At 62.9% G+C, this 24519-nt stretch carries 21 protein-coding genes; 12 read left to right on the forward strand and 9 right to left on the reverse strand.

Annotation, left to right across the window (positions count from 1 at the left end; genetic code table 11):
• Window positions 1-93: 93 nt before the first annotated feature.
• Window positions 94-1731 carry a phosphoethanolamine transferase gene (locus C4Q27_RS04710; protein ID WP_104886556.1) on the reverse strand — a complete coding sequence of 546 codons (1638 nt, stop codon included), beginning with the start codon at window positions 1729-1731 and terminating at the stop codon, window positions 94-96.
• A gap of 250 nt (window positions 1732-1981) precedes the next feature.
• On the opposite strand from C4Q27_RS04710, the gene C4Q27_RS04715 reads away from it, so the two are divergent.
• A complete protein-coding gene (locus C4Q27_RS04715; protein WP_003254689.1) occupies window positions 1982-2218 on the forward strand; it encodes a YdcH family protein in 237 nt (78 codons plus the stop codon).
• 687 nt (window positions 2219-2905) lie between these two features.
• On the opposite strand, the gene C4Q27_RS04720 is transcribed toward C4Q27_RS04715, so the two are convergent.
• The gene (locus C4Q27_RS04720) at window positions 2906-4087 is read right to left on the reverse strand and encodes a PLP-dependent aspartate aminotransferase family protein (RefSeq protein ID WP_010955262.1); all 1182 of its coding nucleotides are present in this window, start codon (window positions 4085-4087) and stop codon (window positions 2906-2908) included.
• A gap of 92 nt (window positions 4088-4179) precedes the next feature.
• Between C4Q27_RS04720 and C4Q27_RS04725 the strand changes: the two genes are divergently transcribed.
• Complete coding sequence (locus C4Q27_RS04725; protein WP_003254691.1) at window positions 4180-4641, forward strand: Lrp/AsnC family transcriptional regulator; 462 nt, start codon at window positions 4180-4182, stop codon at window positions 4639-4641.
• Between the two features lie 109 nt (window positions 4642-4750).
• Here C4Q27_RS04725 and C4Q27_RS04730 read toward each other — a convergent pair whose 3' ends face one another.
• Window positions 4751-7081: an FdhF/YdeP family oxidoreductase gene (locus C4Q27_RS04730; protein ID WP_104886557.1), complete on the reverse strand. Its 2331-nt coding sequence runs from the start codon at window positions 7079-7081 to the stop codon at window positions 4751-4753.
• Between the two features lie 222 nt (window positions 7082-7303).
• On the opposite strand from C4Q27_RS04730, the gene moaA reads away from it, so the two are divergent.
• Complete coding sequence (moaA, locus tag C4Q27_RS04735) at window positions 7304-8308, forward strand: GTP 3',8-cyclase MoaA (protein WP_081273166.1); 1005 nt, start codon at window positions 7304-7306, stop codon at window positions 8306-8308.
• A 20-nt stretch (window positions 8309-8328) separates the two neighbouring features.
• Window positions 8329-9228, forward strand: a complete 900-nt coding sequence (locus C4Q27_RS04740; RefSeq protein WP_104886558.1) for a bestrophin family protein — start codon at window positions 8329-8331, stop codon at window positions 9226-9228.
• A gap of 46 nt (window positions 9229-9274) precedes the next feature.
• On the opposite strand, the gene moaB is transcribed toward C4Q27_RS04740, so the two are convergent.
• Window positions 9275-9793 (reverse strand): molybdenum cofactor biosynthesis protein B, encoded by a 519-nt coding sequence (gene moaB, locus C4Q27_RS04745; protein ID WP_003254698.1) that lies wholly within the window; start codon window positions 9791-9793, stop codon window positions 9275-9277.
• A gap of 141 nt (window positions 9794-9934) precedes the next feature.
• On the opposite strand from moaB, the gene C4Q27_RS04750 reads away from it, so the two are divergent.
• Entirely contained in the window at window positions 9935-10822 is an 888-nt protein-coding gene (locus C4Q27_RS04750) for a LysR family transcriptional regulator (protein ID WP_104886559.1), read from the forward strand.
• Here the strand turns inward: C4Q27_RS04750 and C4Q27_RS04755 are convergent.
• A complete protein-coding gene (locus tag C4Q27_RS04755; RefSeq protein WP_014590019.1) occupies window positions 10810-11592 on the reverse strand; it encodes an AraC family transcriptional regulator in 783 nt (260 codons plus the stop codon). The two genes, C4Q27_RS04750 and C4Q27_RS04755, sit on opposite strands and share 13 nt — an antisense overlap.
• A 378-nt stretch (window positions 11593-11970) precedes the next feature.
• On the opposite strand from C4Q27_RS04755, the gene C4Q27_RS04765 reads away from it, so the two are divergent.
• The 5 genes from C4Q27_RS04765 (at window position 11971) to C4Q27_RS04785 (ending at window position 18507) form a co-directional block, all read left to right on the forward strand.
• Window positions 11971-13584 carry an APC family permease gene (locus tag C4Q27_RS04765; RefSeq protein ID WP_104886561.1) on the forward strand — a complete coding sequence of 538 codons (1614 nt, stop codon included), beginning with the start codon at window positions 11971-11973 and terminating at the stop codon, window positions 13582-13584.
• A 23-nt stretch (window positions 13585-13607) separates the two neighbouring features.
• Window positions 13608-14534 carry a 4-hydroxyproline epimerase gene (locus C4Q27_RS04770; RefSeq protein ID WP_104886562.1) on the forward strand — a complete coding sequence of 309 codons (927 nt, stop codon included), beginning with the start codon at window positions 13608-13610 and terminating at the stop codon, window positions 14532-14534.
• A gap of 46 nt (window positions 14535-14580) precedes the next feature.
• Window positions 14581-15528: a dihydrodipicolinate synthase family protein gene (locus C4Q27_RS04775; RefSeq protein WP_104886563.1), complete on the forward strand. Its 948-nt coding sequence runs from the start codon at window positions 14581-14583 to the stop codon at window positions 15526-15528.
• Between the two features lie 151 nt (window positions 15529-15679).
• On the forward strand, window positions 15680-17257 hold the full coding sequence (locus C4Q27_RS04780) for an aldehyde dehydrogenase (NADP(+)) (RefSeq protein ID WP_104886564.1): 1578 nt from the start codon (window positions 15680-15682) through the stop codon (window positions 17255-17257).
• Between the two features lie 2 nt (window positions 17258-17259).
• Entirely contained in the window at window positions 17260-18507 is a 1248-nt protein-coding gene (locus tag C4Q27_RS04785; protein WP_104886565.1) for an FAD-binding oxidoreductase, read from the forward strand.
• Window positions 18508-18630: 123 nt separating this feature from the next.
• On the opposite strand, the gene xenA is transcribed toward C4Q27_RS04785, so the two are convergent.
• Window positions 18631-19722, reverse strand: coding sequence for a xenobiotic reductase XenA (gene xenA, locus C4Q27_RS04790; protein ID WP_010952388.1), 1092 nt, complete (start codon window positions 19720-19722; stop codon window positions 18631-18633).
• Between the two features lie 49 nt (window positions 19723-19771).
• Here xenA and C4Q27_RS04795 point away from each other — a divergent pair, with 49 nt between their 5' ends.
• Entirely contained in the window at window positions 19772-20107 is a 336-nt protein-coding gene (locus C4Q27_RS04795) for a helix-turn-helix transcriptional regulator (RefSeq protein WP_021783354.1), read from the forward strand.
• A gap of 132 nt (window positions 20108-20239) precedes the next feature.
• Here C4Q27_RS04795 and mqo read toward each other — a convergent pair whose 3' ends face one another.
• Window positions 20240-21877: a malate dehydrogenase (quinone) gene (gene mqo, locus C4Q27_RS04800; RefSeq protein WP_064491365.1), complete on the reverse strand. Its 1638-nt coding sequence runs from the start codon at window positions 21875-21877 to the stop codon at window positions 20240-20242.
• A 327-nt stretch (window positions 21878-22204) separates the two neighbouring features.
• The gene (locus tag C4Q27_RS04805) at window positions 22205-22396 is read right to left on the reverse strand and encodes a YhfL family protein (protein ID WP_003254720.1); all 192 of its coding nucleotides are present in this window, start codon (window positions 22394-22396) and stop codon (window positions 22205-22207) included.
• A 190-nt stretch (window positions 22397-22586) separates the two neighbouring features.
• On the opposite strand from C4Q27_RS04805, the gene C4Q27_RS04810 reads away from it, so the two are divergent.
• Window positions 22587-23204: a LysE family transporter gene (locus C4Q27_RS04810; protein ID WP_019438320.1), complete on the forward strand. Its 618-nt coding sequence runs from the start codon at window positions 22587-22589 to the stop codon at window positions 23202-23204.
• Between the two features lie 100 nt (window positions 23205-23304).
• Here the strand turns inward: C4Q27_RS04810 and C4Q27_RS04815 are convergent, their stop codons facing one another.
• On the reverse strand, window positions 23305-24513 hold the full coding sequence (locus tag C4Q27_RS04815; protein ID WP_104886566.1) for a hypothetical protein: 1209 nt from the start codon (window positions 24511-24513) through the stop codon (window positions 23305-23307).
• Between the last annotated feature and the right edge of the window lie 6 nt (window positions 24514-24519).

Raw genomic sequence — 24519 nt, forward strand, 5'->3', positions numbered from 1 at the left:
CCTGTGGGAGCGGGCGCGCCCACGAATGAAGGCAACACGGTGTATGGCCCGGGCTTCGCCCGGGTTCGCGGGCTTGCCCGCTCCCACAGGGCTTCAGCGCTTGGCCGCCAGCCAGGGCCGGCAACTGGCGAACATGTCCAGCGACTGCTGGTAGAGCTCGGTATGTACCTGCAAAAGGCCAAGCATCGAGTGGAACAGGTTGTCCTGGGACAGCGGGGCATCGCTGAGCCGTGCCAGGCAGTCGGTATCGACGCCGAAGTCCTCTTTGTAGTTGTCGGAGAACCAGGTCAGCAGTGGTATGTGCTTCTGCTGCTCGGGAGCGATGGCGTACGGCGTGCCGTGCAGGAACAGGTTGTACTCGCCCAGCGACTCGCCGTGGTCGGACAGGTAGATCATCGCGGTATCGACCTTGTCTTGCTTGCTGCGCAGGGTATCGATCAGCGAGGCCAGCACCTTGTCGGTATAGGCCAGGGTGTTGTCGTACCCGTTGATGATTTCCTCCTCGCTGCACTGGTTCAACGCGTTGCTCTGGCACACCGGGGTGAAGCGCTCGGCATCACTGGGGTAGCGCTTGAAGTACTCGGGGCCGTGGCTGCCCATCTGGTGCAGCACCAGCACGGTGTCCTTGTCGAGGCTGTCGATCAACGCGTCCAGGCCTTGCAGCAGGATCTGGTCATGGCATTCGCCATCGGCGCACAGCTGCGGGTCCTTGAGGTTGCTGACGTCGATGAACTGCACGCGATCGCAGGTGCCTTTGCAGCCCGACTGGTTGTCACGCCACTGCACGGCCAGGCCGGCACGCTGCAGGATGTCCAACAGCCCTTCGCGGTTCTTCGCTACGCGGGCGTCGTAGTCCTTGCGCTTCATGCCCGAGAACATGCAAGGCACCGAAACCGCCGTTTCCGTACCGCACGAGTGCACGTCGGAAAACGCCAGCAGGCCCTGTTCCCTGGCGAGATTCGGCGTGGTATCGCGGTCATAGCCCAGCACGCCGAAATGGTCTGCCCGGGCACTTTCCCCGACCACCAGCACGGTCAGCGACTTGCGCTCATGTTTTTGCCAGGCCGCATCACGCTTGGCATCTTCACCATAATGCTGGAACGGGCGCGAAGCCGTACCGACACGCTCGCCGACATAACCAATGGAGGCCCCGACGATATTGCTGGGGGTGAGCATCAGACGCAGTTCATGGTGATTGCGAAACAGCGACGACAGCCCTTGATAATTGACCAACGCGACCGAGCCGATGGTCACCACACAGGCACCACTGACCACCAACTTGCCCAGCAGCTCGCGGTGCCAGGGGCGGTAGGCGATCTGCGCCTTCCACAGCAGCACCGATGGCAGCACACCCAGCAGCAGGATATAGGCGGCAAACTTGAACGACATCAAGTCGCGCACTTCCGCAACATTGGTCTCGGCCATATTACGGAACATGCCGGCGTCAATAAGTACGCCGTACTGGTTCATGAAGTAAGCCACACCCGCACCACTCATGAACAACACGATAAGTACCGGCTTCACTACATACCGGAAGGCAATTAACGTGAGGATCAGATTGAACGCGAAGAGCATTAGCACAGCAAACGCCAGGCTCAGCCACAACCCCGAAAGGCCGGCAGGAACCACCGCTTGCAGGTGCTCCCAGAGGAACATGTTGAAGCCAATCAGCAGATAAAGACTGGCCAGCAGCGTGACCCATTCAGTCCGCAGGGATTTGAAGTTGAGCATCAGCGTTCGCTATCAAGAGTGATGATCACCCCAGGCCAGATGGCACTGTGGGAAGTTGGGCGAACTCTAGAAAGCACGTCATCAATTTTTTGTGAAAAACTTGGTAACAATTTCGTGAGGGTGTGTCTTTTATCGATTATCTCAAAACCATTCAGCTGCCATTCAGCCTGGACCGCCGTCACAAGCCTGCGCAAAGACAGCTATCCTCAATGGTCAGGACCTTACCGACAACCCTGACAGAGGTGAAGAAATGCCAGTTCCGCACGATCTGCTCGCTGACCTGCACGTTACCGCTGATGCATTCCAGGCACTCATAGAGAAGGATCAGGACCTGCACAAACTGCACAAGGAGTACAACGCCAAGGACAAGGAGGTGGTCGCCGCCGAAGGCAACGGCACCAACGACGAGGCCGTCAACCGCCTGCGCAAGGAAAGGTTGCTGATCAAGGACAAGATCGAACGGATCATTCATCCGCCCAAATCCTGACAGGCATCTATTGAATCCACCGGCCTCTTCGCGGGTAAACCCGCTCCTACACCGATGCGCAGACCGTCGTAGGAGCGGGTTTACCCGCGAAAGGGCCGGACCTGCTGGCCAATGTCCCTGGCCGTTCACCGTTGTCGCCGCCACCGTATTCGCGGGTAAACCCGCTCCCACGCCAATGCGCAGACCGTCATAGAAACAGGTTCAACCGCGAAAGGGCCGGGCCTGCTGGCCAATGTCCCTGGCCGTTCACCGTTGCCGCCGCCACCGTATTCGCGGGTAAACCCGCTCCTACGCCAATGCGCAGACCGTCGTAGGAGCGGGTTCACCCGCGAAAGGGCCGGGCCTGCTGGCCAGTATCCCTTGGCCGGTCACCATTGCCGCCGCTACGGTATTCGCGGGTACGCCCCTACGTGCAGACCGTCATAGAAACAGGTTCAACCGCGAAAGGGCCGGACCTGCTGGCCAATGTCCCTGGCCGTTCGCCGTTGTCGCCGCTACCGTATTCGCGGGTAAACCCGCTCCTACATCGATGCGCAGACCGTCGTAGGAGCGGGTTCACCCGCGAAAGGGCCGGGCCTGCTGGCCAATGTCCCTGGCCGTTCACCGTTCTCGCCGCCACCGTATTCGCGGGTAAACCCGCTCCTACCACCTGCAGGAGCGGGCGAGCCCGCGAAGAGGCCTGCAGCCCTACACAGCAACCAGCGCTTTCAACGCCCCATCCAGGTCCTCGACCAGGTCACGGTAATCCTCGATCCCTACCGACAACCGCAACAGGTTCTCGCTGATCCCCATCACCCCTTTCTGCTCTGGGCTCAGCGAGCAGTGCGACATGCTCCAGGAGTGGTTGATCATGCTCTCCACCCCGCCCAGCGAGTCGGCCAGCACAAAAATCTGCAGCGCCTCCACCAGGCGGTTGAGCGCGGCGCGGTCGCCTTTCACTTTCATCGCCACCACCGCCCCGCCACTGCGCATCTGGCGTTTGCACAGTTCATGCTGCGGGTGGCTTTCCAGCCCTGGGTAATACACCTGCTCGACCTGCGCGTGACCTTCCAGGAAGCGTGCCACCTGCAGGGCATTGGCGCACTGGCGCTCCATGCGCACATCCAGGGTCTTCAGACCGCGCAGGGCCAGGTAGCAGTCGAACGGCCCCTGCACCGCCCCAATCGCCATGCTGATACGGCGCAGGCGTGCCAGCAACGCATCGTTGGCCGCCACCACCACACCGCCGGTGAGGTCGGAGTGGCCACCGATGTACTTGCTGGCCGAGTGCATCACCAAGTCCACGCCCAGGGTGATCGGGCGCTGGTTCCACGGCGAGCAGAAGGTGTTGTCGATGCAGGTGAGGATGCCCTTGGCCTTGGCCAGGTCGCACACCGCCTTGATGTCGACCAGGTGCAGCAACGGGTTGGTCGGCGACTCGATCCAGATCAGCTGGGTTTCCGGCTTGATCGCAGCCGCTACGGCTTCAATGTCGTTGAGATCGACATAGGTGGTGGTCAGCCCGGAGGTGCGGCTGCGGTAATCTTCCATGATGCGGAACGTGCCACCGTATACGCCGTTCATCACCACCACGTGGGCATCCTTGGGCAGCAGCTCAAGCACGGTTGCGGTGGCATTGACTCCCGAGGCGCAGGCCACAGCGCCCACGCCTTCTTCCAGGGCAGCGACACAGGTTTCGTAGGCATGCCGGGTGGGGTTGCCGACGCGGCTGTAGGAATATTCCGGCTTGTCATCCAGGCTGCGCTTGGTGAACGAACTGGCGGTGACGATGGCCGGAAAAATGGCGTTATCGGCAACGCTGAACTGCTCGCCGGCGTGAATGGTACGGGTGGCGAAATTGCGCGGCTTGTCAGACATGGTCAGGCCCATTGGCAGAGTGAAAGCTGCAACTATCGCACAACCCAAATCGTCTGGCCTTGGGGTAATCTGTGAAATATTTTCCTGTACGGCCAGCGCGCGATATGGACAGTTTTGACCAGCACATTCTTACCCTGCTACAGCGTGATGCCTCGATCTCGCTGAAGGACCTGGCCGAGGCCGTCAACCTGTCCACCACACCGTGCTGGAAGCGGGTCAAGCGCCTGGAGGAAGACGGCTACATCCTCGGCCGCGTCGCCCTGCTGGACCCCGAACGGCTGGGGTTGGGGCTCACCGTGTTCGTCCAGCTCAAGACCCAGCGCCACGACAGCGCCTGGCTGGAGCAGTTTGCTGCGACGGTGACCGGGTTCGAGGAAGTGATGGAGTGCTACCGCATGTCCGGGGACTGGGACTACATGCTGCGGGTGGTGGTGGGTGATATTGCGGCGTATGACCGGTTCTACAAAAAGCTGATTACCCGTACCGATGGGCTATCGAACATCACCTCCAGTTTTGCCATGGAGCAGATGAAGTACACCACGGCTTACCCGGTGCATCGCGCCTGACCGGTGCTGGATTCTTCGCGGGCAAACCCACAGGATCACCTCAACCTCAAGCGCTGTGAGGTCCCGTAGGAGCGGGTTCACCCGCGAAGAGGCCAGCACAGGCACCCCATCAATCCGAGGCCAGCACCGCCGCAATGCGGTTCCCCGCCTTGGCTTTCACGACCTTGATCGCCACGAATTTCGAGGTCGGGGTATAGGTCCCCTCGCCATAACTATCAAGCGGTACCAACGGGTTGGTTTCCGGGTAATACGCCGCCGCCTGCCCCTCAGGCACGTCATACGCCACCAGGCGGAACCCCGACACCCGCCGCTCCACGCCATCCTCCCACAACGACACAAGGTCCACCTGCTCACCCGGTTCGAAGCCCAGGCGACGGATGTCCGCCTCATTGACGAACACCACTTCACGCAGGCCGAACACCCCACGGTAACGGTCGTCCAGGCCATACAGGGTAGTGTTGTACTGGTCGTGCGAACGCAGGGTCTGCAAAATCAGGTCGGGCTTGTCACCACGGGCCAGTACCTTGGCGTTGACCAGTTCCTCGGGCAGCGCGTGGGGCATGAAGCGGGCTTTGCCCGTGGCCGTGCGGAAGTTGCGATCGGCGGCATTGTTGCCAAGGTGGAACCCGCCGGGGCTGTTCAAGCGTTCATTGAAACCGGTAAAGCCCGGAATCACGTCAGCGATCATGTCGCGAATGCGGTTGTAATCCGCCACCGCGTGCTCCCAGTCGATCGGCTGGTTGCCCAGCGTGGCCTTGGCCATGCCGGCAATGATCCACGGTTCCGAGCGCATATGCGGCGAGCGCGGGCGCAACTGGCCATTGGAGATGTGCACCATGCTGAAGGTGTCCTCCACGGTCACGCCTTGCGGCCCTTCGGCCTGCAGGTCGATTTCGGTACGGCCCAGGCACGGCAGGATCAGCGCATCGCGGCCGGTGACCAGGTGCGAGCGGTTGAGTTTGGTGGAAATCTGCACGGTCAACGCGCAGTTCTGCAGCGCCGCGTGGGTGCGCGCGGTGTCCGGGGTGGCTTGGGCAAAGTTGCCGCCCAGGCCGATGAACACCTTGGCCCGCCCCTCTTCCATAGCCTTGATGGCCAACACCGCGTTGTGCCCATGGGTACGCGGCACACTGAACTGGAAGCGTTGTTCGATGGCATCGAGTAGCGCCGCCGACGGCTTCTCGTCAATGCCCATGGTACGGTCACCCTGCACGTTGCTGTGGCCACGCACCGGCGACAGGCCTGCGCCGGGTTTGCCGACGTTGCCACGCAGCAGCTGCAGGTTGACGATTTCCTGCACGGTCGGCACCGAATGGCGATGCTGGGTGACGCCCATGGCCCAGCACATGATGACCCGCTCGGCCTTGCGATACATGCGTGCGGCCAGCTCGATCTCGGCCAGGGTCAAGCCCGACTGTTTGACGATGTGCTCCCAGGACGTGGCATCCACCGCCGCCAGGTAATCGTCGACGCCGCTGGTGTGCTCGGCGATGAAGGCATGGTCGAATACCGCCGGCTCGCCCTTGGCCTGCGCCTCGCGCTCCCATTGCAACAAGTACTTGGCAATACCGCGCATTGCCGCCATGTCCCCACCCAAGGCCGGGCGGAAGTAGGCGCTGGAGGTCGGCTCGGAGCCGTTGCTGAGCATTTCGAACGGGTGCTGCGGGTGCTGGAAGCGCTCAAGGCCTCGCTCTTTCAGCGGGTTGAAGCAGACGACCTGAGCGCCACGCTTGACCGCTTCGCGCAGGGGTTCGAGCATGCGCGGGTGGTTGGTGCCGGGGTTCTGCCCGATGACGAATATCGCGTCGGCCAGCTCCAGGTCGTGGAACACCACGGTGCCCTTGCCCACCCCGAGGGTTTCCGACATGCCCGCGCCGCTGGCTTCGTGGCACATGTTCGAGCAATCCGGGAAGTTGTTGGTGCCGTAGGCACGTACGAACAGCTGGTAGAGGAACGCCGCCTCGTTGCTGGCGCGGCCCGAGGTATAGAATTCGGCCTCATCCGGCGACTGCAGCGCACGCAGGTGCCTGGCGACCAGCTCGAAGGCCTCCTGCCAGGTGGTTTCGACATAATGGTCGGTGGCGGCGTCATAGCGCATCGGGTGGGTGAGGCGGCCCTGGTATTCAAGCCAGTAGTCGGTCTGCTCCTTCAGCGCGCTGACGCTGTATCTGGCGAAGAAAGCCGGGTCGACCGAGCGGCCGGTGGCTTCCCAGTTGACCGCCTTGGCGCCGTTTTCGCAGAACTTGACCATGTCGCTTTCCGGCGACTCGCCCCAGGCACAGCCGGGGCAGTCGAAGCCGCCGTTCTGGTTGGTCTTGAGCATGGCCCGCAGGTTCTTGAAGGCGTTGTCGCTGCCCAGCCAGCTCTTGGTCACGCTTTTGAGCGCCCCCCAGCCGGCAGCGGCGCCCTTGTAGTCCCTGATGTGTTCGTCCTGGCTCATGCGATGAATCCTCACGCTTCGATGCTTTTTTCCAGCCTATGGAGCGTGGGAAGGGGCGTCCAATCGAAAGATCTTACGGCGTGATAAGCGGTTTCGATCATGGCTGCCAGGTGCTGTACCAAGCGATAGAGGCCATCGATCAACCGGTCAGGCAAAGCAATTTGACGGCCTTGCGGCCAGGTTATAGCTTGGAGTCATGTCCCAACCCATTCGAGTGCGAACGTGGAACAGAACAGCCGGGCCCTGATCGACGGCTTCAACCGGAAAATCGACTACCTGCGGATGTCGGTCACCGACCGCTGTGACTTCCGTTGCGTGTACTGCATGGCCGAAGACATGCAGTTTCTGCCGCGCCAGCAAATCCTCAGCCTCGAAGAACTGTTCCAGGTGGCCGAGCGCTTCGTCGCGCTGGGCACCCGCAAGATCCGCCTGACGGGTGGCGAGCCACTGGTACGCCAGGGCATCGTCGACCTGTGCGGGCGTATCGCCGCTCTGCCCGGCCTGCGCGAGCTGTGCCTGACCAGCAACGGCTCGCAACTCGGGCGCCTGGCTCAGCCGCTGTTCGACGCCGGGGTGACACGCCTGAACATCAGCCTGGACAGCCTGGATGCCGACCGTTTCAAGCAGCTGACCCGCACCGGCGACCTTGCCCAGGTAATCGCCGGCATCGACGCCGCACGCCAGGCCGGTTTCAAACGCACCAAGCTCAACTGCGTGGTACTCAAAGGCCGCAACGACCATGAACTGGTCGATCTGGTGCGCTTTGCCATCGAACGCGAGCTGGACATCACCTTCATCGAGGAAATGCCGCTGGGGGTGATAAGCGAGCATGAACGTGGCGAATCGTTCTGCTCCAGCGATGAAGTACGGACACGCCTGGCCGAGCAGTTCACGCTGGTCGAATCGACCGAGTCGTCCATGGGGCCGGCCCGCTACTGGCGCCTGGCCGAAGCCGCGAACACCCGGGTCGGCTTCATTTCCCCGCACAGCCACAACTTCTGCGCCACCTGCAACCGCGTGCGCCTTACCGTCGAAGGCCGCCTGCTGCTGTGCCTGGGCAACGAACACTCGGTCGACCTCAAGCACGTGCTGCGCGCCCACCCTGGCAACCCCGAACGCCTGGAAAAGGCCATTCGCGACTCGCTGCACCTCAAGCCCTATCGCCATCACTTCGAAGTCGGTGGCGATGTGCAGATCCTGCGCTTCATGAACATGACCGGCGGCTGAGCAGCCGTCTCTGGATTTCCATGATCGTCCCCCCCTCCACCGATGTGTTGCGCGTGTTGTTCACCCTCAAGGGGTCGATCATCAAACGCATTGCCCTGCGTTGCCTGATGGTGACACTTCTGGCCGCGCTGATCGTGCTGGTCGAGCGGCATTATCCGGCGTATTTCTACCCGGTCAGCGCCACGCCGTTCACCTTGCTGGGCCTGTCGCTGTCGATCTTCATGAGCTTTCGCAACAACGCGTGCTATGACCGTTGGTGGGAGGGGCGCAAGGCCTGGGGCAAACTGATTATCGAAACCCGCTCGTTCGTGCGGGAAAGCGTGGCGATTACCGACGAAACACTGCGCACCGAACTGCTGCGCAACCTGTGTGGTTTCGCTCATGCACTCAATGCCCGGCTGCGTAACGAGGACGAACGGGCAGCTGCCAGGCCGTGGCTGGCCCGGGCCGATGCGATCAGCCCGCACAATGTGTGCGACGGCATCCTGCGTGAAATCGGCGACCACTGTTCACGGTTGGCCGCACAGCAACAGATCAGCGAATGGCGCTACAACCTGCTGGAACAACGCCTGGCGGGCCTGACCGAAGTGCAAGCCACCTGCGAGCGGATCAAGGGCACACCCTTGCCGTTTCCCTACACCCTGCTGCTGCACCGTACCATCTACATTTTCTGCCTGCTGCTGCCGTTTGCCCTGGCCGAGCCGCTGGGCTGGCTGGCACCGCTGTTCACCACCATCGTGGGGTACACGTTCTTCGGGCTGGATGCGATCGGCAACGAGCTGGAAGACCCGTTCGGGCGCGATGAGAACGACCTGCCGACCGATGCCATGGTGCGGACTGTGGAGCGCGATGTGCTGGCCGGATTGGGGGAACAGCAGCTGCCTCCTGCCTTGTTGCCAGTGGGGTATGTGTTGAGCTGACGGTGGGTGGTTGCCTGTTCTGGCCTCTTCGCGGGTAAACCCGCTCCTACATCGGCAACAGGTGTTTGACGAAGTTGCATGGCCGGTGCCGTGCATCCAGCTGCTCGGCCAGAATACCTTCCCAGGCGGTGCGGCAGGCTCCGGTCGAGCCCGGCAGGCAACATACCAACGTGCGGTTGGACAACCCGGCCAACGCCCGACTCTGCACGGTCGAGCTGCCAATATCGAGAATCGACAATGCCCGGAACAATTCGCCAAACCCATCGATACGCTTGTCCAGCAGGCACTCGACCGCTTCGGGTGTGCTGTCGCGCCCGGTAAAGCCGGTACCGCCGGTGATCAGCACCACCTGCACCTGTTCATCGGCAATCCAGCTGGCCACCTGAGCGCGGATTTTGTACAGGTCGTCCTTGAGCAGCGCTCGCGCCACCAGCCGGTGACCGACCTCGACCGAGCGGTTGGCCAGCAGCGCGCCGGAAGTATCGTTATCGTAGGTACGGGTGTCGCTGACAGTCAGCACGGCGATGTTCAGCGGTACGAAGACCGCATCAAGTTGGACGCGCACGGTGAAGCTCCTTGAAGGGCATTTTCACCACGCTAGAGGCATACCACCAGAGGCGTCCAATCGATATGACGTACCGGCCGATCAATGACATCTATCGCAGACGTGGGTTAAGGTCTGCATAACCAGACGCCAGGCACTTCCATGGACATCAAGCAGCTCAAGTTCCTCATCGCCCTCGACCAGACCCGCCACTTCGGCCAGGCGGCGGCGCTGTGCCATATCACCCAGCCGACGCTGTCCATGCGCCTGCGCAACCTGGAAGACGAACTGGACCTGGTGCTGGTCAAGCGGGGCCAGCGCTTCGAAGGTTTCACCGAGGCCGGCGAGCGTATCCTGGCCTGGGCCCGCACCCTGCTCGCTGCCCACGACGGCCTGCAGGCCGAGGCTGCCAGTTGCCGTGGCCAGGTGGTCGGCAGCCTGCGCCTGGGCACGGTGCCGCTGGCCAGTTTCAACCCCATGCACCTGCTGCTGCCCCTGCGCGAAAAATACCCCGAACTGCACTTTCAGCTCAGCTCGCTGAGCTCGGAACAGGTCATCGACGGCCTCAGCCGCAACCAGCTCGACCTGGGTATCTGCTACCTGGACCAGGTCAACACCAGCTTCTTCGAAGTGATCGAACTGGGCACCACCACCATGGGCCTGCTGCACGATACACGGCACTTCCAGTTCACCAGCGACCGGCTGCGCTGGGACGAGCTCGGCGATATTCCGCTGGGGCTGCTGAGCAAAGGCATGCACTACCGCCAGTCGCTGGACCTGAGCTTCCGCAGCCGTGGTCTGGAGCCCAATGCGGTGCTTGAGAGCGACTCGAGCTTCCAGCTCATCCAGGCCATCAACACCGGCATATGCTGCGCGATCATGCCACTGGACTGCGGCCTGGAAGACCTCAGCGAGCACCTGCGCATCGTACCGGTGGCCGACGCCGCCATCCACAGCCCGGTCGGGCTGCTGCTGCGCCGCAGCGAGCCACGCTCGGCGATTGCCGAGCAATGCTTTGCCGAGGCGCGGGGGCTGTTTCAGGCCACCTGATCGGCGGTAGCCTGGCGGTACTGGCGCGGCGTAAAGCCGGTCAGTTGCTTGAACTGGCGGCTGAAGGCGCTGTGGTCGGTGTAGCCGCAGCGCATCGCCACTTCAGTGATCGGCAGCTCCGAATGCAGCAGGCGATGGGCGTGCTCCAGGCGCGCCTTGTGGATCATCTGCCGGGGCGTGAGGTGGAACACCCGCTTGCAATAGCGCTCCAGCTGGGCCACGGAAATACCGGCGATGCGGGTCAGCTCGCCCATGCTGATCGGCTGGTGAAAATGCTGGCGGATGTGCTCGTCCACTGCGGCCAGGCGCTGGTAGGCGGGGTGGCTGTCAGCGGCTGACTGCAAGTCGACCGAGATGCCGACCAGGCCGATGATTTCGCCGGCAGGGTTGTACAGCGGGCGCTTGTGGGTCAGGCACCAGCCGGGCTCACGGCTGCCGTAGAGGTGCAGCTCCAACTGGTCCTCCAGCACCAGGCCTTCCTTGAGAACACGTCGATCCTGCTCGGTATAGCCGGGGCCAAACTGTGCCGGAAACACTTCGGCGCTGGTCTTGCCCAGCAGCGGTTGCAGGCGCTTGAGGCCACAGCGCTGGACCAGTGTGTTGTTGGCCAACGCATAGCGGGCGGCAGAATCCTTGATGAAGATCGCGGCGTTGGGGATGGCGTCGAGCATCGGCAGCAACAGCGATACACCGGCGAGCAGGGCCTCGAGGGTGGCGGGGCGGTGCTGGTCCAGGGACTGGTAGAGGGTTGCCAGGGGGGCGTCGGTCATCTGTCGGTTCTCTGCTGGCTGTGCTGGCCCTTTCGCGGGCTCGCCCGCTCCCACAGGTCCTCCACACATTTCGAATGTCTGCGCCGTACCTGTGGGAGCGGGCATGCCCGCGAAGAGGCCGGCACTATCAACACCCCCCTACAGGCCTTGTGCGGTGTGGCCTACAGCCTATCCATCAGCCCACCCTGACCGCCAGCATTTTTCACAACTGTGCCGATTTCGTCATTCCCTCTGCAGAAAACCATCAAGAACCGTCGCCCCGACCGGTTCACTCTATGCCCCACGCAAGCCGCCCAAGTCCTACAAGAGCGCGGCCCAAAAAGCCGCATCTCGTGACATCAGACCTGCCTATCCAATAACCAACAAAAAGGCGAACCCATGTCAGGCAAATTCAAAAAACAGTTATCACTGCTGGACCTCACCTTCATCGGCCTAGGGGCCATTTTCGGCTCCGGCTGGCTGTTCGCCGCCAGCCACGTGTCGGCCATCGCCGGCCCGGCCGGCATCCTCTCCTGGTTTCTCGGCGGGTTCGCCGTACTGCTGCTGGGTATCGTCTACTGCGAGCTGGGCGCCGCCCTGCCACGTGCCGGCGGCGTGGTGCGCTACCCGGTTTACTCGCACGGCCCACTGTTGGGCTACCTGATGGGCTTCATCACCCTGATCGCCTTTTCCAGCCTGATCGCCATCGAAGTGGTCGCCTCACGCCAATACGCCGCCGCCTGGTTTCCCGGGCTGACCAAGGCCGGCTCCAGCGACCCGACCGTGCTCGGCTGGCTGGTGCAGTTCGCCTTGCTGGGGCTGTTCTTCTTCCTCAACTACCGCAGCGTGAAAACCTTCGCCAAGGCCAACAACCTGGTCAGCGTGTTCAAGTTCATCGTGCCGCTGCTGGTGATCGGCGTGCTGTTCACCTTCTTCAAACCGGAAAACTTCGAGGTCCAGGGCTTTGCCCCGTTCGGCCTGTCCGGGGTGGAAATGGCGGTATCCGCCGGTGGCATCATCTTCGCCTACCTGGGCCTGACGCCGATCATATCGGTGGCCAGCGAGGTCAAGAACCCGCAGCGCACCATCCCGATTGCGCTGATTCTTTCGGTGTTGCTGTCCACCGCGATCTACGCCTTGCTGCAACTGGCCTTCCTCGGCAGCGTGCCGACCGAAATGCTGGCCAACGGCTGGGCCAGCGTGACCAAGGAACTGGCCCTGCCCTACCGTGACATCGCCCTGGCCCTGGGTGTGGGCTGGCTCGCCTACCTGGTGGTGGCCGACGCAGTGATCTCGCCAAGCGGCTGCGGCAACATCTACATGAACGCCACCCCACGCGTGATCTATGGCTGGGCCCAGACCGGCACCTTCTTCAAGTACTTCACCCGCATCGATGCAGAGTCCGGCATCCCGCGCCCGGCCCTGTGGCTGACGTTCGGCCTGTCGGTGTTCTGGACCCTGCCGTTCCCGTCGTGGGAAGCGCTGATCAACGTGGTATCCGCCGCTCTGGTACTGAGCTACGCCGTGGCCCCGGTCAGCGTCGCCGCCCTGCGCCGCAATGCACCACACATGCCGCGCCCGTTCCGGGTCAAGGGCATGGCTGTGCTCGGCCCGCTGTCGTTCATCATCGCTGCGCTGATCGTGTACTGGTCGGGCTGGAACACCGTGTCATGGCTGCTGGCCCTGCAGATCGTGATGTTCGTGCTGTACCTGCTGTGCAGCCGTTTCGTACCCACCCAGCACCTGTCGCTGGGTCAGCAAGTTCGCTCGTCGGCCTGGCTGATCGGCTTCTACGCGGTGACCATCCTGCTGTCGTGGCTGGGCAGCTTCGGTGGCCTGGGCGTCATCGGCCACCCATTCGACACCGTGGTCGTGGCGGCCTGCGCACTGGGCATCTACTACTGGGGCGCCGCCACGGGTGTGCCTGCCCACCTGGTGCGCCTGGAAGGCGACGACGAAAGCGAAGCCTGCGCTGAAACCTCTAACGGCCGCCCTGTCGCCGTCGCTTCCTGATCTTTTACGCAAGGGACAAGCCCATGAAACAGATTCACGTCATCGACTCCCACACGGGTGGCGAACCAACCCGCCTGGTGATGAAGGGCTTTCCGCAACTGCGGGGCCGAAGCATGGCCGAACAGCGTGACGAACTGCGCGAACTGCACGACCGGTGGCGCCGCGCCTGCCTGCTGGAGCCACGCGGCAACGATGTGCTGGTTGGCGCACTGTACTGCCCGCCAGTGTCGGCCGACGCCACCTGCGGGGTGATCTTCTTCAACAACGCCGGTTACCTGAACATGTGCGGCCACGGCACCATCGGCCTGGTCGCCTCGCTACAGCACCTGGGCCTGATCACGCCGGGTGTGCACAAGATCGATACTCCGGTGGGCCAGGTCAGCGCCACCCTGCACGAAGATGGCGCCATCACCGTCGCCAACGTTCCCTCCTACCGCTACCGCCAACAGGTTGCGGTGGACGTGCCCGGCCATGGCGTGGTGCGCGGCGACATCGCCTGGGGCGGCAACTGGTTTTTCCTTGTGTCCGAACACGGCCAGCGCATCGAGCTGGATAACCGCGAGGCGCTGACCGAGTACACCTGGGCCATGCTCAAGGCCCTGGAAACCCAGGGCGTCACCGGCGAAAACGGCGCGCCCATCGACCACATCGAGCTGTTCGCCGACGACCCCAACGCCGATAGCCGCAACTTCGTGATGTGCCCCGGCAAGGCCTACGACCGCTCCCCGTGCGGTACAGGCACCAGCGCCAAGCTGGCCTGCCTGGCCGCCGACGGCAAGCTTGCCGAAGGCCAGACCTGGGTGCAGGCCAGCATCACCGGCAGCCAGTTTCACGGCCGTTACGAGCGCGACGGCGAGCGTATTCGACCGTTCATCACCGGCCGTGCCCACATGACCGCCGACAGCACCCTGCTGATCGACGAACAGGACCCGTTCGCCTGGGGCATCTGAGCCCCAGGCCTTTTGACCAAACCCAATTTCGCCAGGAGTAACAACAATGACCAACAACATTTTCACCGGCACCATGCCCGCCCTGATGACCCCATGCACCGCCGAGCGCAAGCCGGACTTCGACGCCTTGGTGCGCAAGGGCCGCGAACTGATCGAAGCCGGCATGAGCGCGGTGGTGTACTGCGGCTCGATGGGTGACTGGCCGCTGCTGACCGAGGCCGAGCGCCAGGAAGGCGTGGCGCGCCTGGTGGCGGCCGGTATCCCGACCATCGTCGGCACGGGCGCAGTCAACACCCGTGAGGCAGTGTCGCATGCCGCCCACGCCGCCAAGGTCGGTGCCGCCGGCCTGATGGTCATCCCTCGCGTGCTCAGCCGCGGCGCCTCGCTGATCGCCCAGAAGCACCATTTCTCGGCCATCCTCGCTGCCGCACCGAAACTGCCGGCGGTGATCTACAACAGCCCTTACTACGGCTTTGCCACCCGCGCCGACCTGTTCTTCGAACTGCGCAGCCAGTTCCCCAACCTGATCGGCTTCAAGGAGTTCGGCGGTGGCGCCGACCTGCGCTACGCCGCCGAGCACATCACCTCCAAGGATGACGATGTCACCCTGATGGTCGGTGTCGACACCCAGGTGGTGCATGGCTTCGTCAACTGCAACGCCACCGGCGCCATCACCGGCATCGGCAACGCGCTGCCGCGCGAAGTGCTGCAACTGGTGAGCCTGAGCAAACAGGCCGCCAAAGGCGACGCCCGTGCCCGCCGCCTGGCGCGCGAGCTGGAAGCGGCGCTGGCGGTACTGTCGTCGTTCGATGAAGGCTGCGACCTGGTGTTGTATTACAAGCACTTGATGGTGCTCAACGGCGACACCGAGTACAGCCTGCACTTCAACGAGACCGACGTCCTGACCGACGCTCAGCGCAACTATGCCGAACAGCAGTACGCGCTGTTCCGCAGCTGGTACGCCAGCTGGTCGGCTGAGCAGAACATCGCCTGAGCAGCCACTGCTCCCGCTGTGGGAGCGGGCGTGCCCGCGAATCAGGCGACCCGGTGCATGGCACCGGCTTCGCCGGTGTTCGCGGGTGAACCCGCTCCTACAGGGGTCGTAATCCCCCCATGCATCTGCATTAGATTTCCAAGGAGGCTACATGCCCCTCACAGGCAACCTGCTGATCGGCCAAAGGCCGGTAACCGGCAGCCGCGACGCCATCCGTGCCATCGACCCAGCCACCGGTCAGACGTTGGAGCCGGCCTACCTCGGCGGCACCGGCGAACACGTGACCCAGGCCTGCGCGCTGGCCTGGGCGGCATTCGATGCGTACCGCGAAACATCGCTCGAACAACGAGCAGAGTTCCTTGAAGCCATCGCCACACAGATCGAGGCCCTCGGCGATGCCCTGATCGACCGCGCCGTGATCGAAACCGGCCTGCCCAAGGCGCGCATTCAGGGCGAGCGTGGCCGTACCTGCACCCAGCTACGCACCTTTGCCCGTACAGTGCGGGCCGGCGAATGGCTGGACGTGCGGGTCGACAGCGCCCTGCCTGAGCGCCAGCCCCTCCCCCGCGCTGATCTGCGCCAGCGCCAGGTGGCCCTGGGGCCAGTCGCCGTGTTCGGCGCCAGCAATTTCCCGCTGGCCTTCTCGGTGGCCGGTGGTGACACCGCGTCGGCATTGGCCGCTGGCTGCCCCGTGGTGGTCAAGGCCCACAGTGCCCACCCCGGCACCAGTGAGCTGGTCGGCCAGGCAGTGGCGCAAGCGGTGAAGCAGTGCGGCCTACCGGAGGGTGTGTTCTCGCTGCTTTATGGCTCGGGCCGCGAAGTGGGCATTGCCCTCGTCAGCGACCCACGTATCAAGGCCGTTGGTTTCACCGGCTCGCGCAGCGGTGGCATGGCGCTGTGCCAAGCCGCCCAGGCGCGCCCGGAGCCCATCCCGGTGTATGCCGAAATGAGTTCGATCAACCCGGTGTTCCTGTTCGACGCCGCCCTGCAAGCCCGTGCCGAAGCACTGGCACAAGGTTTCGTCGCCTCGCTGACCCAGGGCGCCGGCCAGTTCTGCACCAACCCTGGCCTGGTAATCGCCCGGCAGGGGGCGGCACTGCAGCGGTTCATCACTGCAGCCGCCGGTTACGTGCAGCAGGCCCCCGCCCAAACCATGCTCACCCCAGGCATTTTCAGTGCCTACCAGGCCGGTATCGCAGCCCTGGCAGACAACTCCTGTGCCCAGGCCATCGCCAGTGGCCAAACCGATCAGGGCCCCAACCAGTGCCAGGCACAGTTGTTCGTGACCCAGGCCGAAGCGTTTCTCGCCGACCCGGCGTTGCAGGCTGAAGTGTTCGGTGCAGCGTCGCTGGTCGTTGCCTGCAGCGACGATGAGCAGGTCCGCCAGGTAGCCGAACACCTGGAAGGTCAGCTGACCGCCACCCTGCAACTGGACGAGGCCGACATCGACAGCGCTCGCGCCCTGCTCCCCACCCTTGAGCGCAAGGCCGGGCGCATTCTGGTCAATGGCTGGCCGACCGGCGTCGAGGTGTGCGATGCCATGGTCCACGGCGGGCCGTTCCCGGCCACTTCCGATGCCCGTACCACCTCGGTGGGCACGGCGGCGATCCTGCGATTCCTGCGCCCGGTTTGCTATCAGGACGTCCCCGATGCGCTGCTGCCGCAGGCATTGAAACACGGCAACCCGCTGCAACTGCGGCGCCTGCTTGATGGTAAACGGGAAGACTGAGCATGGTCGAAACCGCTGAAACCGATATCGCCGTGGTGGGCGCCGGCATTGTCGGCGTCGCCTGTGCCCTGCAACTGGCCCGCCAGGGCCATCGGGTAACCCTGGTCGACCGCCAGGCGCCCGGCCTGGGCGCGTCCTTCGGCAATGCCGGGCACCTGGCAACCGAGCAAGTGTTCCCGATTGCCGACCTGTCGATCCTCAAGCGCCTGCCTCGCATGCTGCTCGATCCGATGGGCCCGCTGCGCCTGGACTGGAAGTACCTGCCCAAGGCCATGCCGTGGTTCACCCGGCTGCTGCTCAACCTGCGCCCGGCGCCGTTCCAGCGCAGCGTGGCGGGCATCCGCACGCTGAACGAAGGCAGCCTGGGCGCCTGGCAACGGCTGTTGGGCTCGATCGGGCGCAGCGAGTTGTTTCAAGAGGATGGTTCGTTGCTGGTGTTCGAGAAGCCTGAGTCACGCCAGGCGTTGGAGGCGTTGCGCACACGCATGCAACAGCAGGCGGTGCCGGTGGATTTCTGGACGGCCGAAACCGTGCGCGAAGCGGCGCCGCAACTCAGCCCGTCACTGTTAGGCGGCCTGTTCTTCCCGTGCACCGGGCACTTCATCGACCCTTATCGGGTGGTGTGCGAATTGTTCGAAGCGGCCAAGGCCAGTGGGGTGCGCTTTGTCCAGGCGCAGGTCGATGGCGGGCAGTTGCACAGTGCCGGCGTGAGCCTTGCCAGCGACCAAGGCATGCTCAATGCCCGCCAGGTGCTTGTCAGCTGTGGCGCCCATTCTGCAAAACTGACTGCCGCGCTGACAGGCACGCGGGTGCCGCTGGATACCGAACGCGGCTACCACCTGATGTTGCCGGGTGAGCACCAGCGCCTGCCGTTTGCAGTCACCTCGCTTGAGCGCAAATTCATCATGACGCCCATGGCCGAAGGCTTGCGCCTGGCGGGCACAGTGGAGTTTGCCGGGCTGCAGGCACCGCCGAGCATGCAGCGGGCATGGCAGTTGCACCGGTTGAGCAAGGGGTTGTTCCGGCACAACTTGAGCGTCGAAGGGGCAACGCCGTGGATGGGTTTCAGGCCTTCGTTGCCAGACTCATTGCCCGTGATAGACAGAGTGTGCGGTGGGCGGGTGCTGTTGGCGTTTGGGCATCAGCACCTGGGGTTGACCCAGGCGGCGGTGACGGCGGAATGGGTGGGGCGGTTGGCTGAGCAGGCTGGTGGGCCTGAAATGGGTGCATACCGACTGGATCGGTTTTAGCCTTTACCGGCCTCTTCGCGGGCAAGCCCGCTCCCACAGAGAGGGTGCAGCATCTGAAACCTGTGGTGTCTCTGTGGGGACGGGCTTGCCCGCGAATGGGCTGCAAAGCAGCCCCTCCAAGCCTCAGCGGTAACGCTCGAGCCAGTGCGCATAAGGCGCCGGCAAGGTCCAGGAGGCTTTTTCCACCCCCAGCTCCTTGGCCGCAAAGTAAGCCCAGTGCGGGTCGGCCAGGTGCGCGCGCCCTACCGATACCAGATCCAGCTGGTTGGCCTGCAATGCGGCCTCCGCCAACTGCGGCGTACCAAAGCCCCACGCTGACGTCACGGGCAGCTTCGCTTCGCGGCGCACGCGCTCGGCAATCGGCCCCATGAACGCTGGCCCCCAGGGGATGTTGGTGTCGGGAATGGTGAAGCCGACACTCACGCTCAGCAGGTCGAGCCCACCGGCCTTGAAGCGGCGGGCCAGTTCGATCGACTCTTCCAGGGTCTGCTCATCGCGGCCATCGTATTCCAACACACCAAAGCGCGCGGTCAGCGGCAGGTTCTCCGGCCACACTTCGCGCACGGCGGCCAGTGTTTCCAGCAGGAAGCGGCTGCGGTTGTCGAAGCTGCCACCGTAGGCATCGGTGCGCTTGTTGGAGTGCTCGGAGAAGAAGCTCTGGCCCAGGTAGCCATGGGCGAAATGCAGTTCTATCCACTCGAAGCCGGCATCACGCGCACGACGGGCGGCATCGACGAAGTCCTGCTTGACCCGGGCGATATCGTCCAGCGTCATTTCGCGTGGCACTTTCGGCAGGTGCGCGCCAAAGGCAATCGCAGACGGGGCAATGGTCTCCCAGCCGCGCGCGTCGTCGGCGGCAATGTGGTCGTCACCCTCCCACGGGCGGTTGGCGCTGGCCTTGCGCCCGGCGTGGGCGATCTGGATACCCGGCACGGAACCGGCAGCCTTGATGGCCTGCACCACCGGTACGAACGCCTGAGCGTGGGCATCGCTCCAGATACCGGCGCAACCCGGGGTGATACGCCCTTCCGGCGCCACAGCAGTGGCCTCGACCACCAGCAAGCCGGCACCACCACGGGCCAGGCCGGCCAGGTGTACGTGGTGCCAGTCGTTGATCATGCCGTCTTCGGCCATGTACTGGCACATCGGCGGAATGGCGATTCGGTTACGCAGGGTGACGTCTTTGAGGGTGTAGGGTTCGAACAGTGCGGACATGGGAAACTCCGGGTTCAGTTGAATACTGTTGTTCGATCATAATCGAACTATGGCAATTAATGAAACCCCCGTTATCATGTCAACCATGCGAGCCTATAAACATCCCAACCCCGAAGACCTCATCCTTGAACGCCTGCTCTATGCGCTCAGCGACCCCGTTCGCCTGGAAATCGTCCGCCACCTGGCCGGTGTGGCCGAGGCCAGCTGTGGCGAGCTGGACGGAGGCCGGCCGAAGTCGAGCATGTCCCACCACTTCCGTGTGTTGCGTGATGCAGGGCTGGTGCAAACCCGCAATGTGGGGACTACCCATATGAATTCGCTGCGTAGCGAGATGCTGGATAAGCGGTTCCCAGGGTTGCTGGAGTGCATACTGCGCCAGCAGTGATACCTGTGCAGGCCTCTTCGCGGGTGAACCCGCTCCTACCAGGGATGGCGATAAGCCTGAGGGTTGCGCTGGGCTTGGCAACAAAAAAGCCACGAGGTCTCCCCCGTGGCTTTCTTTCACAACAATGGCCGGTTACAGCGCCATGTCGTTCTCAGGCTTGCTCTCGACCGGCTTGCTTGCCGCGCCACCGAATTCAACGCTGGCGTCGATCACCGGCGGTTTACCCAGTTGCAGCACTTCAGCGGTGTAGTTCCACTCTTTCTGGGTGGCCGCTGCCGAATCGTTCAGCTTGGTGCCGTAGCTCGGCACGATTTCCTTGATCTTGGCCTGCCACTCTGGGGTAGCGACCTTCTCCTTGAACACCGTTTCCAGCACGTGCAGCATGATCGGCGCAGCGGTCGAAGCACCCGGCGATGCACCCAGCAGGCCCGCGATGGTGCGGTCTTCGGACGCCACCACTTCAGTGCCCAGCTTCAGCACGCCGCCCTTCTCGGCATCACGTTTGATGATTTGCACGCGCTGGCCGGCCTGCCACAGACGCCATTCTTCTTTCTTGGCGTTCGGGAAGTAGGTGCGCAGGGCTTCGAAGCGGTCATCGTCAGACAGCATCAGCTGGCCAGCGAGGTACTCGACCAGTGGGTACTGGTCGATACCGACTTTGGTCATCGGCCACACGTTGTGGGTGGTGGTGCTGCTCAGCAGGTCCAGGTACGAGCCGTTCTTCAGGAACTTGGTCGAGAAGGTAGCGAACGGGCCAAACAGGATGACGCGCTTGCCGTCCAGCACACGAGTGTCCAGGTGCGGGACCGACATGGGTGGCGCACCGGTCGAGGCGATACCGTAGGCCTTGGCCATGTGCTGCATGGCCACGGTCGGGTTCTCGGTCACCAGGAACGAACCGCCCACCGGGAAACCTGCGTATTCCTTGGCTTCCGGAATACCCGACTTCTGCAGCAGCTTCAGCGCGCCGCCGCCGGCACCGATGAACAGGAACTTGGCGTCGGTGGCCGACTCGGTACCGTCCTTCAGGTTCTTGTACTCGACGTGCCAGGAGCCGTCCTTGTTGCGGGTGATGTCCTGCACTTCGCTGGACAGCTTCAGGTCGAAGCCTTTCTGGGTCTGCAGGTGGCCAACGAACTGGCGGGTGATCTCACCAAAGTTGACGTCGGTACCGATCGGCGTCCAGGTCACGGCCAGCTTCTGGTTCGGGTCGCGGCCCTCCATCATCAGCGGGACCCACTTGGCGATCTGCGCGTGGTCCTCGGAGTACTGCATCGGACGGAACAGCGGGCTGGCCTGCAGTGCGTCGTAGCGTTTCTTGAGGAACTTGATGTTGTCATCGCCCCACACGAAGCTCATGTGCGGGGTGGTGTTGATGAACGAGTGCGGGTTCTTCAGCACGCCCTGGCGTACCTGCCACGACCAGAACTGGCGGGAAATCTGGAAGGCTTCGTTGATTTCGATGGCCTTGGAGATGTTGACGTTGCCGTCTTTGTCTTCCGGGGTGTAGTTCAGCTCGGCCAGCGCGGAGTGGCCGGTACCGGCATTGTTCCAGCCGTTGGAGCTTTCTTCGGCCACGCCATCCAGGCGCTCGACCATTTCCATCGACCAGCTTGGCTCCAGCTCGTGCAGCCACACGGCCAGGGTGGAGCTCATGATGCCGCCGCCGACCAGCAGCACGTCTACTTTCTTGGTTTCTGCAGCGTGCGCTTGCATGACGCTTGCAGCGACCGCCAGACCCAGCAAGGTCTTGCCAGCTTTCTTGAACATTGATCAATTCCAGTCAGGAGAACAGAGTGAGGGCCTGTGGCTGGCCCCGGTAAAGCGTGTTCTTCAGCGCAGGCTTTTTATTGATCATTGTTCAGCAGCCAGAGAACCAGAAAACGGCTCGGCCTTTGGTCGAATTGACCGACAAGGCTGAATCGTTTTTCCGATTGTATCTGAAATGCCAGCACAAACAAATTGCAGGCCGGAGCGTCAAGGCGACCGGTTGCCCCAGCGGCAGTTTGTCACGTCACAAACAAAAACCCCCGGCCATGTGCATGACCGGGGGCCTTGGATCACGCCGCAAGCGTCGCGATCAGGGTACCGCCAAGATTACTGCTGCTGAGGCAGTTTATCGATCGGGCCGCAGCCACCGATGATCTTGGAGATGGAAACCGAAGGGTGGAACAGGTAGTCGTAGGTGCAGTTTTTCGGTTGGTTGTAAACCTGGCCAGTGCAACCCGACAGCAGGGCGACACCCGAAACGACGGCAACGGCTACGGTGGCCTTGAACAGCTTTTTCATTACTCAATCCTTTAAATGAATCATCTTCGACCATCGTCTGATGGCCGCGGAATCATACAGACTCCAGGCATTGGATCCAAGCCGCGCTTGGCACAGGTTCTTTGCAACTGTGCAACAACAGGTTGAAAAGCGCGCCTTTGGCGACGATAGTTCAGAGCACTGCCTTCGCAATACCCAACAGGAACTCACCATGCTTGGCGTCACCGACTACGGCGCATTCGTCATCGCCTTCCTCATTCTTCTGGCCATCCCCGGCCCGGGCAATTTCGCCCTGATCACCGCCACCGGCAAGGGCGGTATCAAGGCAGGCCTGGCCGCGACCTGTGGCGTGATCGTGGGTGACCAGGTGCTGCTGTGGCTGGCGGTAGCCGGTGTCGCCACCCTGCTGGCCACCTACCCTGCCGCCTTTCATGTGGTGCAGTGGGCGGGGGCTGCATACCTGGCCTACCTGGGCCTGCGCATGCTGCTGAGCAAACCCGGTGGTGCAGCACACACCTGCCGCATGGACAACGGCCAGTACCTGCGCCAGACCATGATGATCACCCTGCTCAACCCCAAGGCGATCATGTTCTACATGGCGTTTTTCCCGCTGTTCGTCGACCCGGTGAAGCACCAAGGGCTGGTGACGTTCGGTTTCATGGCGGCGACAGTGGCGGTGGTGACCTTCCTGTATGGGCTGATTGCCGTGGTGCTGACCCATCAACTGGCCGAGCGCATGCGCGCCAGCCCGCGGATTGCCAATATGTTCGAGCGGCTGGCGGGGGCTTGCCTGGTGGGATTCGGCATCAAACTGGCGGCGATGCGCTGATCCCAAGCCCGCCAGGGTCCGGGCGCGCCTGACAGCAACCCTAAAAAAGCCCCCGGCAACTCATGGTTCCCGGGGGCTTGTTCACTCAGCCATTACCCAGTCAATTGGTTTCCAGCTGATAGGCCTTGCTCACGAACAACGCCGCAAACAGGCTCTTGCCTTCCTTGAAGATGTACTGCTCTTCGAAACTGCCGTCTTCGACCAGCTTCTGCCCGATGGCGCATTCCGAATCGCTGTGGTTCTTGGCCTTGGCGCCAAAGTCACTGCTCCACGACGACAGCCCAACCTCCTGGCAGAAGGCTGCGAACTTTGCCTTGGGGACTTGCTGCTGGTATTCGCTGAAAGCCTCTTTCAGCGATTTGAAGCCGCTGTAACTTACCGAGTAGTTCTCGACCTTGGCCTTGCGGGCAAAGCCGCTCACCGCTTCAGCCAACACCGCCTGGCCGGAGTACGGGCTGTATGCCCCGATCAGCATCGCGCTCAGGGCACTCTTGAGCTGGGTTTCGACATCGTCCAGCTCCGGCAGCGACTGGAAGTCGGCCTTGCGCACGATTTCCCCCACCTTGGAGCCGTCGTTGCGGTGGGTGACCACGAACGCCATCGAGCCTTCGCCATCGCTGGAGCGCTTGATGGTGAAGTCCAGGTCGACCGTGGTACCAAAGTCACCCGTGCTGCTGACCAGAAACGCGCCAGTTACTGGCTGGCGCACCGCCATGTTGGCGCCCCAGGTGAAGTTCGACGGGGCGGCCCGACCATTGGCGGCCAGCTCGGCACGTGGCTGGACTTCGTCGCTGACATCAGCCACCAGCACGACTTCGGCACCCTTGCTGGCAACGTAAGGGTTGCTCATCTGCATGCCCAGCAACTGGATATGAATGCTGCCATCCTTGCTGTCTCCGTCATGGGCCAGCTTCAGCGCATCAGCCTTCAGGTACACCCCGGCCACATTGCGGCTGACATTGAGCTGGTACTTGGCCCAGCCCGCCAGGCCTTCCTCAGCCGAACTACCCTGTACGGACTCCATCAAGCCCGACAGGCCGCGCAGGAACTGCTGGGCGCCATTGGTCTGCGCCGCCGCCACGCGGATCTCCGGGTCGGCTACCGTCAGGTTGCCGGAAAACGCCGAGTAGGAAATGTCCCCCTCAGACAGCACATCCTCAAGAAAATAGCGCTCCTTGAAATCGTCGTAGTAGGCCAGCGCAGCCTTCTTGCCCGAGCTGGCGACCATCGCATAGCCACCACCGAGCACCAGCACCGCTGCGGCCACACCGCCAATCAGCAGCTGCTTCTTGTTCATCTGTTTGATCATGGTGTT

The organism is Pseudomonas sp. SWI36 (assembly GCF_002948105.1).
Classification (GTDB): domain Bacteria; phylum Pseudomonadota; class Gammaproteobacteria; order Pseudomonadales; family Pseudomonadaceae; genus Aquipseudomonas; species Aquipseudomonas alloputida.

Coding starts and splice junctions, on each gene's coding strand:
- C4Q27_RS04740 (WP_104886558.1), top strand. CDS start 8,329: ATGATCGTCCCCCCCTCCACCGATGTGTTGCGCGTGTTGTTCACCCTC.
- C4Q27_RS04815 (WP_104886566.1), bottom strand. CDS start 24,513: ATGATCAAACAGATGAACAAGAAGCAGCTGCTGATTGGCGGTGTGGCC.
- C4Q27_RS04715 (WP_003254689.1), top strand. CDS start 1,982: ATGCCAGTTCCGCACGATCTGCTCGCTGACCTGCACGTTACCGCTGAT.
- xenA (WP_010952388.1), bottom strand. CDS start 19,722: ATGTCCGCACTGTTCGAACCCTACACCCTCAAAGACGTCACCCTGCGT.
- mqo (WP_064491365.1), bottom strand. CDS start 21,877: ATGTTCAAGAAAGCTGGCAAGACCTTGCTGGGTCTGGCGGTCGCTGCA.
- C4Q27_RS04750 (WP_104886559.1), top strand. CDS start 9,935: ATGGACATCAAGCAGCTCAAGTTCCTCATCGCCCTCGACCAGACCCGC.
- C4Q27_RS04755 (WP_014590019.1), bottom strand. CDS start 11,592: ATGACCGACGCCCCCCTGGCAACCCTCTACCAGTCCCTGGACCAGCAC.
- C4Q27_RS04775 (WP_104886563.1), top strand. CDS start 14,581: ATGACCAACAACATTTTCACCGGCACCATGCCCGCCCTGATGACCCCA.
- C4Q27_RS04725 (WP_003254691.1), top strand. CDS start 4,180: ATGGACAGTTTTGACCAGCACATTCTTACCCTGCTACAGCGTGATGCC.
- C4Q27_RS04805 (WP_003254720.1), bottom strand. CDS start 22,396: ATGAAAAAGCTGTTCAAGGCCACCGTAGCCGTTGCCGTCGTTTCGGGT.
- C4Q27_RS04810 (WP_019438320.1), top strand. CDS start 22,587: ATGCTTGGCGTCACCGACTACGGCGCATTCGTCATCGCCTTCCTCATT.
- C4Q27_RS04770 (WP_104886562.1), top strand. CDS start 13,608: ATGAAACAGATTCACGTCATCGACTCCCACACGGGTGGCGAACCAACC.
- C4Q27_RS04730 (WP_104886557.1), bottom strand. CDS start 7,081: ATGAGCCAGGACGAACACATCAGGGACTACAAGGGCGCCGCTGCCGGC.
- C4Q27_RS04720 (WP_010955262.1), bottom strand. CDS start 4,087: ATGGGCCTGACCATGTCTGACAAGCCGCGCAATTTCGCCACCCGTACC.
- C4Q27_RS04710 (WP_104886556.1), bottom strand. CDS start 1,731: ATGCTCAACTTCAAATCCCTGCGGACTGAATGGGTCACGCTGCTGGCC.
- C4Q27_RS04785 (WP_104886565.1), top strand. CDS start 17,260: ATGGTCGAAACCGCTGAAACCGATATCGCCGTGGTGGGCGCCGGCATT.
- C4Q27_RS04795 (WP_021783354.1), top strand. CDS start 19,772: ATGGCAATTAATGAAACCCCCGTTATCATGTCAACCATGCGAGCCTAT.
- C4Q27_RS04780 (WP_104886564.1), top strand. CDS start 15,680: ATGCCCCTCACAGGCAACCTGCTGATCGGCCAAAGGCCGGTAACCGGC.
- C4Q27_RS04765 (WP_104886561.1), top strand. CDS start 11,971: ATGTCAGGCAAATTCAAAAAACAGTTATCACTGCTGGACCTCACCTTC.